Annotated in this window: 11 protein-coding genes and 1 pseudogene; 4 read left to right on the top strand and 8 right to left on the bottom strand. The window is 45.2% G+C overall.

Annotated elements, in window-relative coordinates; translation table 11 throughout:
* Nucleotides 1-78: 78 nt before the first annotated feature.
* The 3 genes from Q0991_RS22805 to Q0991_RS22795 all read right to left on the bottom strand — a co-directional run bounded on the left by Q0991_RS22805 (nucleotide 79) and on the right by Q0991_RS22795 (nucleotide 1371).
* Nucleotides 79-576 carry a hypothetical protein gene (locus Q0991_RS22805; RefSeq protein WP_299492939.1) on the bottom strand — a complete coding sequence of 166 codons (498 nt, stop codon included), beginning with the start codon at nucleotides 574-576 and terminating at the stop codon, nucleotides 79-81.
* Nucleotides 577-794: 218 nt separating this feature from the next.
* Complete coding sequence (locus Q0991_RS22800; protein ID WP_299492937.1) at nucleotides 795-1112, bottom strand: type II toxin-antitoxin system HicB family antitoxin; 318 nt, start codon at nucleotides 1110-1112, stop codon at nucleotides 795-797.
* Nucleotides 1105-1371, bottom strand: coding sequence for a type II toxin-antitoxin system HicA family toxin (locus Q0991_RS22795; RefSeq protein ID WP_299492935.1), 267 nt, complete (start codon nucleotides 1369-1371; stop codon nucleotides 1105-1107). The genes Q0991_RS22800 and Q0991_RS22795 overlap by 8 nt, the downstream gene beginning before the upstream one ends.
* An 83-nt stretch (nucleotides 1372-1454) precedes the next feature.
* Between Q0991_RS22795 and ureC the strand changes: the two are divergent.
* A pseudogene (gene ureC / locus Q0991_RS22790) lies at nucleotides 1455-1624 on the top strand (urease subunit alpha); the annotation flags it as partial.
* Nucleotides 1625-1699: 75 nt separating this feature from the next.
* On the opposite strand, the gene Q0991_RS22785 reads toward ureC, so the two are convergent.
* The 3 genes from Q0991_RS22785 to Q0991_RS22775 all read right to left on the bottom strand — a co-directional run bounded on the left by Q0991_RS22785 (nucleotide 1700) and on the right by Q0991_RS22775 (nucleotide 4610).
* Nucleotides 1700-2614: a branched-chain amino acid transaminase gene (locus Q0991_RS22785; protein WP_299492933.1), complete on the bottom strand. Its 915-nt coding sequence runs from the start codon at nucleotides 2612-2614 to the stop codon at nucleotides 1700-1702.
* 218 nt (nucleotides 2615-2832) lie between these two features.
* Nucleotides 2833-3222: a hypothetical protein gene (locus Q0991_RS22780; protein ID WP_299492931.1), complete on the bottom strand. Its 390-nt coding sequence runs from the start codon at nucleotides 3220-3222 to the stop codon at nucleotides 2833-2835.
* 158 nt (nucleotides 3223-3380) lie between these two features.
* Nucleotides 3381-4610 carry a glucosyl-3-phosphoglycerate synthase gene (locus Q0991_RS22775; RefSeq protein WP_299492929.1) on the bottom strand — a complete coding sequence of 410 codons (1230 nt, stop codon included), beginning with the start codon at nucleotides 4608-4610 and terminating at the stop codon, nucleotides 3381-3383.
* Nucleotides 4611-4896: 286 nt separating this feature from the next.
* Here Q0991_RS22775 and Q0991_RS22770 point away from each other — a divergent pair, with 286 nt between their 5' ends.
* The 3 genes from Q0991_RS22770 to Q0991_RS22760 all read left to right on the top strand — a co-directional run bounded on the left by Q0991_RS22770 (nucleotide 4897) and on the right by Q0991_RS22760 (nucleotide 8387).
* On the top strand, nucleotides 4897-6702 hold the full coding sequence (locus tag Q0991_RS22770; protein ID WP_299492927.1) for a sugar phosphorylase: 1806 nt from the start codon (nucleotides 4897-4899) through the stop codon (nucleotides 6700-6702).
* A complete protein-coding gene (locus tag Q0991_RS22765; protein ID WP_299492925.1) occupies nucleotides 6695-7534 on the top strand; it encodes an HAD-IIB family hydrolase in 840 nt (279 codons plus the stop codon). Before Q0991_RS22770 ends, Q0991_RS22765 begins: the two co-directional genes overlap by 8 nt.
* 124 nt (nucleotides 7535-7658) lie before the next feature.
* The gene (locus Q0991_RS22760) at nucleotides 7659-8387 is read left to right on the top strand and encodes a TVP38/TMEM64 family protein (protein ID WP_299492923.1); all 729 of its coding nucleotides are present in this window, start codon (nucleotides 7659-7661) and stop codon (nucleotides 8385-8387) included.
* A gap of 22 nt (nucleotides 8388-8409) precedes the next feature.
* On the opposite strand, the gene lspA is transcribed toward Q0991_RS22760, so the two are convergent.
* Nucleotides 8410-8907, bottom strand: a complete 498-nt coding sequence (gene lspA, locus Q0991_RS22755; protein ID WP_299492921.1) for a signal peptidase II — start codon at nucleotides 8905-8907, stop codon at nucleotides 8410-8412.
* A gap of 3 nt (nucleotides 8908-8910) precedes the next feature.
* On the bottom strand, nucleotides 8911-9492 hold the full coding sequence (locus Q0991_RS22750) for a biotin transporter BioY (protein ID WP_299492919.1): 582 nt from the start codon (nucleotides 9490-9492) through the stop codon (nucleotides 8911-8913).
* Between the last annotated feature and the right edge of the window lie 639 nt (nucleotides 9493-10131).

Here is a 10131-nt window from a genome sequence, read left to right as displayed (position 1 = left end):
TGCCGTCAAGAGCAAAAAGTGAGAGTTTATGACCAGCGACTTAAATCCCCTTTAAGGGGCTCTTCCAAGCCTCCGGTTTTACCGGAGGTGTTTGACTTTATTTTGTTTTTTAGATCTTCTTCTAGAAACAATAATGCTGTGAATCAAATTCACTGGTAGATACAATAGGAATATTGTTGCTAACAATATGGAAAGGTGTATTTCAGAAAAACTTACATGATCAAAAAAAATATAATATGGAAATCCTAAAAAGCTTGATATATCAAGCTTGTTGAATGCTATGGCTATCAAAAAAGAAACTAAAACAACTCCGTAGAAAAGTTTTTGATATAGATGTGGAGCAGCATTTTCGAAGACTTTAAAAACATGATTCAGAAAAACTATTTCAATTCTAGGTTCAAATCCATCTTCCCAGATTTCTTGAAGCTCATCTATTATTGGCCCATATTTTTTATTTCTTAAATAAATCCATTCATTGTTGTTTTGATCATGCTGTCTTCTTCTAAGAAGGATCCATTTGTATTTTTTATCTAAATTATTAGTGTCAATATTATATTTATCTGTGTATTCATACATAAACATTTAGAATATTTCTAACTAAATCTTGATTGATGAGAAGATATATTAGAATGCGCATTCCGCAGGTTGGGTTGCAAAAATTGGTGATTTAATCTGAGTTGTTTTTGGAACTCAATCCATCGCAGCTTCAAGTTCAAGATCTCGACCACAGAGGAATCATGGCAGGGAATATCCACTTTTTCGAGATAAGGTCACAGCATCGCCATGCATCTATCCTATAGCTTACTTAAAGTTGCTTCGATATAGGCATTTAGGCTGAGATTGGCTTCTTGAGCAGCAATATAAATCTTCCGATGCAACTCAGGCGATGTTCGCACCGTGAAATGCCCAGAGAATGGTTTCTCTGGTGCTCTGCCAATTTCATTGCAGTAATCTAAATACTCATCAACAGAATCTTCAAAAGCTTGAGCTGCTTCAGCAACCGTTTCCCCTTCAAAATGGATCACGTCTTGCAGGTCAAGCACCGTGCCATAAATTACTTGTTCTTCAGCATCTATTTCAAGATTTGCACTGTAGCCTTTGTACTTAAGCATCCTCTACACTCCCTATACCTGCATTGATGAGAAATTGTTTAACCGACCTCACAAGACCTTTACCAGCATTTGGCTTAGGGTGAGGGCGATGAACAACTGACACACGATCATTGAGAGACACGGCTATTCTGGAGCCACTTCTTTCAGAGATATTGGCACCCAATGCAACCAGTAAGCTTTCAACATCTTTCCATTGGATATTGGCTGAAGGAGACTCTTCAAGAACTTTAGCCAAAGTCTTCTTATGCTTGCTGTTCAAGAATTTGTACCTCTATATAGTCATAGAGTAGCAAAGTGGTAGCACTTAGTGATACCACTTAAAAGTGAATAAACTTTACTCGCGTTGGCTCCGCCGAGGAAGGCCAGTTCGCGGATCTCCGTTTGTGGGAACCTGCTCTATTTGGCGTCAAGTCAGAGATGGTGATTAAGGGTGGCTGTATTGCCTGGTCTTAGATGGGGATGCCAATGCCAGTATTCCGACGCTGCAGTCTGTGCATATGCACCCCATATTTAGAGGGGGTGTGGCTGCAATCTCCAACACAGCTAAGAGAATCACTGGCAAACTGAGCTTTGCTTCTGTTTGAGGATTAATTAAGAGGAATGGGGAATACCCATTGCTGATATTGGGAGTCTCGATTTTCGGTAATTGCAGTCAGTTTGTCCCTTAATTTTTCAGTAATCGGTCGTTCGCTAGGCATGGTGAAGTTCTCAATGCGCTTGACTGGGGTGATTTTGGCTGCTGTTCCGCTCAAAAAGACTTCATCAGCAATAAACAACTCTGACTTGTCTACCGGACGCTCAACTACGGGGATGCCTAGATCATGGGCCAGTTGTAATATGCTGTCACGGGTGATCCCTTCTAAAATATCTTGTTCAAATCCAGGTGTGATGATTTTGCCATGTCGGACAATAAAGATATTCATGCCTGAGGCCTCACTCACCTTGCCCTGAGCATTCATTAAAATCGCTTCATCAAACCCGGATTCAACCGCTTCTGTTTTGGCCAGAGATGAAGTGATGTAAGCCCCGCTGATCTTGCCTCGCAACGGTAAGCTCCGATCCTCTTGTCGGCACCAAGAACTGAGGCGACAGCTCACGCCATCGGGGGAGAGATAGTCACCCAGTTCAATTCCATAAACAAAAAAATTCTTTTCGATGTTGTGGAGTCGTGGAGCAATACCCAGGTCAGAAGTATATACAAATGGCCGGATGTAGAAGGACGTCTGGGGGCGGTTTCTCTGGACAAATTCTGAGATGATTTGCTGCATTTTGTCTGCAGGTAAGTCAAAATGCAGGAACCGAGCACTTTGACTCAAACGCTGGCAATGCCGATCCAAGCGAAAAAGCAGAATTTGAGCAGGATTTTGTGGATCTGGAATGCCTCGCAATCCGCCAAAGGCAGCCGTTCCATAGTGAAGCGCATGGGTAGCAATGGAAATATTTGCCTCTGCAAACGGTACAAATTTACTCTCAAAGTAGGCAGTTGGCAAGAAATTATGCATAACCCAGATCAATGCTTGAATAATGGAGATAAAGGACCCCACCCTTACCTAAGGTTAGGCAACTGGCGTCGTCACTGTTCTAATTGAGACTAACATTGATTGGGTGGAATCTAATCCAAGATGCTAGAGCAGTGCGAAGGTAACTCTACCTGTGCAGTGGCGTCCTCGAAGGATATCTGAAAATTACTCTGAAATAAATACGGGGTTCTTAAAAAGTCCTATTTCGATCTTAATTTAGATTTTTCTTGTGCGGAAAGACGCTTAACGCTATTGAGAAGATACCAAGTAATCAGAAGACCGAGTACTAATTGAATGATTGAGCCTGTTTGTAACCCCACCAGCAAACTGATAATCAAAAAATTGAGGATGATGTAAACAATGCTGGCATAAATAATGCTGTTGATGAGTTGAGATGAGTCAATCAATCGCTGCCGTAGCGTGATGCCGAGGTAAAAGTAAGCAATTGACAATAAGCTGCCAACGATACATATCAACCACACTAATGGGTGAATTTGTGTTCCCTGAGCCAACACTCGTCCATTTGAAATCAGTGATAGAACAGATATGACAATGAAATAGGCTGTTAGCGAACCGACCGTTTCTTTCATAGCTTTGCCCATACAACCACCGACGATAATTATCGCAGGAATTGCAAAATCAAAATATGCCGTTTTTTTAAGCAGCTGAACTATTTGCTCACAAACAATCTGTTCAAATATCGTTTACTTTAATGAGTAAACTCAACTGATTGACGGGGGCAGTGGAGCTAGTGGACAGGTAGGGAGAGAGCATTCACCTCGGCGGCATCAAGAATGGCTGCTTCTCTGAGTTGTTCACGTAAGTCAGGCATCACGGCCAAAGCTCTCGTCCAAGCCGGAATTTGTGAGTTTCTGGGATCCGTGACGTAAGCTTCGCCCCCCTCCAAGATAATCTTTTCGAAGGTTTCAATGGTGACCTCTTCTTGATGACGGTCAAAGTGGAGATTGTTGAAGCTGGCATCAATAAAGTACTGATGGGCAAAATCTTGGGCTGATCGGCGGAATTTAACCTGTAAGGCATGGATATGATCCTTGGTCAGGACCACCTGCTCCGTTTCCGTGAGGGTGCGGAGGACGGACCCTAAGATATCGCGACACATTTTTTGTAGACCTGACTGATCGGAGGCCCCAATTTGTTGATGCTTATGCTCAAAAATCCCCAAATCAATTTGGGAAATGCGACGGTGGGCCAGATTCCGATAGACTTCAGACAAAAGGCCGATTTCCAAGCCCCAATTACCAGGAATGCGAGTTTGCAGGGCCAGATCATGGGTTAGGGCAAACTCACCAGACAAAGGGTAGCGAAATGCATGGAGATATCGCAGATAATCTCGGTCACCCAGCAATGCCGTCAAGGATGTCAGGAGTGGTGCCACGAAGAGGCGAGTGACGCGGCCGTATAAGCTACGAGGATAGTGGCCTAAGCGGGCGTAGTAAGCCTTGTTAAAGGCGATACCAAATTCTCTCTCTAGAAGTGGATAAAGAAGCTTGAGGGGGTAGGAGCGGTCATAGGTGGTAATGTCGGCATCGTGAAGTGCGATCGCATGGGCTTCCAAAGAGGCAACCCCCAGGCCCAACCATACGGCTCGACCTTTGCCCTTGTATTTCAGTAGATCTAAACCCCGCTCTTTGAGATTGCCTAAGGTCTGGTTAACCGTGGGGCCATTCTCCCAAATGATGTAGGTCTTTTGCGGAAGAACGCTAAAGAAGTGGATCGCTTGAGCATATTGCTGCAGACTATCGGCGTAGAGACAGATCACAACCGTTTGGACAAATTCACACTCTTTCAGATGATCACAAATCTGACCTAACGCGGGTCGCTCCAATTCAGAGTAGAGGGCGGGGATGAGGACAGCCGTGGGGTTTGTCTGGGTAAGTTCAGTGAGCCGGGTTTCCAAAAACTCCAAATCACAATCAAAATCGTGAATAGTTGTGATTAAGTCCTGCTTATAGTCCATGAAATGACCTGAGTACTTGGGCTGTAATTACTTAATAAATACATTGTTAAATTTTTTGCAGGATGTCAATGTCAGTTTTGCGACAAAAGACCCAAAATGCATTTCCGAACAATAGCGGATTTTGTTTGTGGCGAGTGTATTAAAAGGCACTAGATGGGGGAACGGCATCTAACAGACTGCCTGAGTTAAAAATTGATTAATACGATACAATTATCGCTTCTGATTTGGATAAGGCTAGCTCCATAGTTCCTAGCCATAACCACCCAGTTCCTTTCTCGGGATGCGCATGATTGATCCAACTCAACAGCATCAGGCCTTTTCCATCAAAGTCAAAGCGCTACTGGAACGGATTTATGGCCCAGAACAACTGGAATCACTGTTGGAAAAGCTTTTCGAACTGTTGCAACCTCATTTTGCGGATTCCATCTCTGAGAATCTATATAAATGGAGCCAGGACAACATTCTATTAATCACCTACGGTGATACGATTCGTCTCCTTAATGGCGAACATCCGTTGGTGACGTTAAATCATTTCCTTCAGAACCATCTTCAAGGGGTGATCACTGGCGTGCATATCTTACCGTTCTGTCCCTTCAGTTCGGACGATGGCTTTTCGGTGATCGACTATATGGCCGTTAATGATCAACTGGGGACCTGGGAAGACATTCAACAGATTGCCCAATCCTTTGAACTGATGGCGGATTTGGTACTTAACCATGTCTCCAGCCAAAGCCAATGGTTTCAAAATTATCTTCAAGATACAGAGCCAGGGTGTAACTATTTTGTCGAAGTCGATCCCACTGCGGATATTTCCAGTGTGGTTCGTCCCCGTAGTTCCCCTTTACTCGTAGAAGTTGAGACCTCCTCTGGCCCCAAGTATGTCTGGGCCACCTTTAGTAAAGATCAAATTGACCTTAATTTTGCTAATCCAGAGGTCTTCCTGGAATTTGTCAAAATTCTGCTGTTTTATGTCCAGATGGGGGCCAAGTATATTCGTTTGGATGCCATTGGTTACCTGTGGAAGCAGTTGGGAACCCCCTGCATCCACTTACCGGAAACCCATGCTATGGTCCGCCTCTTCCGAGAAATTTTAGAAATGGTCGATCCGTCGGTGGCGCTCATTACCGAGACCAATGTGCCGAACCGTGAGAACCTTAGCTACTTTGGTAATCGCAATGAAGCCCACTTAATCTACAACTTCAGTTTGCCACCGCTGATTTTAAATGCCTTACTGCAAGGCAAGGCGGAACACTTAAAGACCTGGATGATGAGTATGCCCCCGGCGCCTTTGGGGTGTGCTTATTTCAACTTCACGGCCTCCCATGATGGCATCGGTTTAAGGCCCACAGAGGGGCTATTGACTGAGACAGAATATCAAACCTTACTCCAATGTATGGAGGACTTTGGTGGCACCATCAGTATGCGCACCAATGCGGAAGGGATTGATTCACCGTATGAAATTAATATTTCCTTCTTCGACGCCCTTCAAGGGACCGCAAAAGGCAAAGATGAGTGGCAAATTGAGCGCTTTATCTGCTCGCAAACCATCATGATGTCCTTGGAAGGCATTCCTGCCTTTTATATCCATAGTTTGCTAGCCACCCATAACGATTGGGAGAATGTCCATCGTACGGGACGTAAACGGTCGATTAATCGTCATCAATGGTCTCTCGCGGGGTTGGAGCAGCAGCTAAAAGACGAAATGTCTCCCCATGCTGTTGTTCTGAAAGCGCTAACCCGGTTGATTAAGATTCGTCGACAACAAGATGCCTTTCACCCTAATGCCACCCAATACACCTTACATCTCCCCAATAAGGCGTTATTTGCATTTTGGCGGCAAAGTATGGCGCGGGATCAGAGCATTTTTTCGATTCATAACTTGAGCGATCGCAAGCAGAAACTGAAGCTCTCAGACCTTAACTTGGTAACCATCGATCCATGGTATGACCTCATTAGCGGGTCTTGTATCCGCGGTATTTACGACACCTTGATCCTGAAACCCTACCAATCCCTGTGGATTACCAATAAATTTGAGGGTATTGAAGTCGATGGGCAAGCCTGTAGCTTAGGCTTTGAGGGAGACGATGACTAATTCAGCCTCTTATTTAGTCTTTACGGATTTAGATGGCACCCTCTTAAATCATGATGATTATCGATACGATGCTGCTTTGCCAATGTTGGCCTGGCTGAAAGCGCATCAGATTCCCGTGATTGCTGTCACCAGCAAAACGCGAGTAGAGGTCGAGGATCTGCTGCAAGCCCTCTCTTTTGAAGAACCCTTTGTAGTTGAAAATGGCAGTGGCATATTTATTCCCCAGCACGATCAGCGGTTTGATCTCGCCCATACAGAGGTCTCTCAGCAAGTATGGAATCAGCACCTGCGCCTCTGTTTAGGCTGCACCTATGCTCAAGCCAGAGCCGGATTGCAAACCCTGTCTCAAACGCTCAATCAACCGCTACAAGGCTTTGGAGATATGAGCGTAGATGAGCTGATTGCTCTAACAGGGCTGAGCTCAGAAGATGCCCTCAAAGCCCAAACTCGTGAGTTTACAGAACCCTTTGTCAATCCCGGTTTAACAGCATCAGCGTTGGAACAGCAGGTGGCTACGATGGGATTCCAGGTCTTGGTGGGTGATCGATTTTGCCATTTAATTGGATTGGGGGCGGGCAAGGGTAAAGCCGTCAACCTGTTGGTTCAGGGCTATCAATCGCCTCAGACCCCGATTAAGACCGTGGGGCTCGGCAACAGCCCCAATGATTTAGCCATGTTAGAAGTTGTCGATATCCCTATTGTGATTCCAGGCGCAAAGGGCCCCCATCCAGGCCTAGCCCATCAAGGTTGGCAGATCGCGCCTGCCTCAGGATCTCAAGGTTGGGCTATGGCCATGGCTCAGGTGCGCGAACAGTATTGGTCGTCGGTATAGGGCCGCATTGATCCTTCCTGAGAGCCACTCACAGAGTTCTTATCGTTTCCTCAGATAGGTATCGGGTTTGCCTCAGTCCCTTTAGCGAAGCTAAGGACTGTACGTTAATCCACCGTAAACGATTATGAACGGATGCTCCTTGGCCCTGAATGCAGATCTAAACCAGAAACGTTACGGATCCACCTCTCTCCGGTTCTGGGCCGTAATCGCGTTGCTAGTGAGCTTAGGTGCCCTGGCGATGACCGATCACTTCTCCGCTCTTGACCTGCATATCTTCACAGTTGAAGGATTTGAAGATCTTGTGAATCGGATTGGCCCTTGGGGACCCATTGCTTACATTGGGCTGCTGATTATTTCCGTGGTGGCGAGTCAAATTCCCGGTGCACCGCTTGCGATCGCAGCTGGCGCATTGTGGGGCCCCCTAACAGCAGGGACATATACCATCATCGGTGGATTCTTAGGTGCATTACTGGCTTATGGATTGGGCAAGCATTTAGGACAATCCTTCTTGCAAACCCTAACAGGTAAGAAAATTATCCTTGCGCCTGATCTGGCGACTAACCTGATGGGCTGGTTTATTTTGATCAGCCGTTTGCTTCCCGTGCTCTCGTTCGATTTAGTCAGTTATGGGGCTGGCATGGCCGGCTTATCATTCCCCATCTATGCCATTGCGACATTGGTCGGTATGACCCCTTCCACCTTCCTGCTCACCTACATGGGGGGGATCACAGATCCGTCTCAGATGCTTGGACTCACTGGCTTACTCGTGGTAAGTATCATTGTTCTACCGATCGTTTTGGTGCGCACCACAGGTGATCGCTTCAACGAGCTGATCAAAATTGAGTCAGCATAATGCTGCGGCTGTTAGGTACGCCTTACCGGGTAGGTGGTTTGCGAGGGCCTTTACGACTACTTTGCCAAGTGGCAAATAAAAGGCATGCTAGGCCCACATTAATCGAAATATCTGCAATGTTGAACACAGGAAACTGAATCAGGCGGAAGTCTAAAAAGTCAATTACCTCCCCCAAAAAGATCCGATCAATCCCATTGCCCGCAGCCCCCCCTAGTAAGAATCCATAGCCTGCTTGCTCCCATTTTGGTAAGCGGGGACCAAATAACCCCAACCCCACCAAGCCGATACAAACAATTAAGGATAGCCAAGGCAGCCAGCTACTGTTTTGCAACAAACTAAAGGCAGCGCCTTTGTTCGTCACGTAAGTGAAATGAAACACGTTCCGAATCAGCGGCCAAGTATCAGGTGTCTCAGGTGGTCTACGGAGTTCAAAGTTCTGAGTGACCCAAAACTTGGTCAGCTGATCGGCCCCTAAACTCAACAGGGCAGATACCCAAAACAGCAATTTTTTCCAGCGCATAGATCAATAGAACAGGATTCGTCTCAGCAAAAACGCGATAAGCGCAACAGCACACATTACGATTAATTGTCCGGGAAACGGCAAAATGGAGAATTGCCAGATAGAAGCTCCCCAACTCAAGGCAGACATCTGTAATAGGGATAGGCCAGTCAGGTAAATAATCCCGCATAAGTGAATTGTCAGTAGTCCACAAAGACAACTCAGTAATAGGAGCTCGATGCGACTCTTCTGGCGAAAAGCTAAGTATCCACAAATCCATGCACCAGGCAAAAAACCCAAGAGATAGCCAAAAGTGGGCTCTTGCACATAAGCCAGGCCACCTCCTTGGGAAAAAACTTGAACACCACTCAGACCTAAGACAAGATAAGCAATTTGAGAGAGTGCTCCAGCATTTTTACCCCCTAAACACCCTACCAGTAAGACAGCTCCGATCTGTAAAGTTGCGCCTAGAGAATAAAGATCGATTTGATCCCAATCAATGGGCCATGTCAATGGGATGGGAACAGCAACCTCTATAAAAACACCGTTGATGGTTAACAGGAGGCCAATAATTGCCCATAGAAATTCATCAAAAGTGGTCAGCACTGATTTGGTACGAAATGGAGAGTATTTAGAATCGGAGTTCAAAGATGCAATGTGATCATCCATTAGAAACAGATTAGGGGAGTGGTGGACCATCTAGTGCAATTTTTATCGCTAGACAATTATGAGTTAAGAACGACATCCACACCGTTGTCTATAACCAAAATAGTCAACAATTTGAATGGGGCAAAAATCTGCAGATAAACCACCCAAAGAAGAGCTAAAGCTAGCAAGACTATTTAATATCGATTTATAAAGCCTAAAACCCAGATATCGTCAGATTAATAACTTTACCTATCTAACGCCTATGGTTTAGATCCTGCGTTACCTTGTACTCCATTCATGCATATCCGCCACCTTGACTCAGCCTTGTCTATTGGTGCTTCATGGCTGTATTGATACTGCGAGAAAAGAACCTAATAGCTCTAGATCTACGAAGAGGCTAGTCATATTGAACTTTCTATTGGATGAAAGACTTGCCAGTGTTACGATGTAGAAAAACAATACTTCACAAGTAAGCCACTAAGTATATCTGCTCTGCAGTCAAATTAACATTACTTAGCGGGCGAGGTCTGATAGTATTTTGTATTAAGTTTGATAATAAAGTTACGGTGGCACCGATAACAGAGGAGGAGATAGCTT

The organism is Acaryochloris sp. IP29b_bin.137, from assembly GCF_028285745.1.
Taxonomy (GTDB): domain Bacteria; phylum Cyanobacteriota; class Cyanobacteriia; order Thermosynechococcales; family Thermosynechococcaceae; genus Acaryochloris.
Note: the sequence above shows the minus strand (reverse complement) of the source record. Positions and strands in the feature narration are given on the sequence as shown.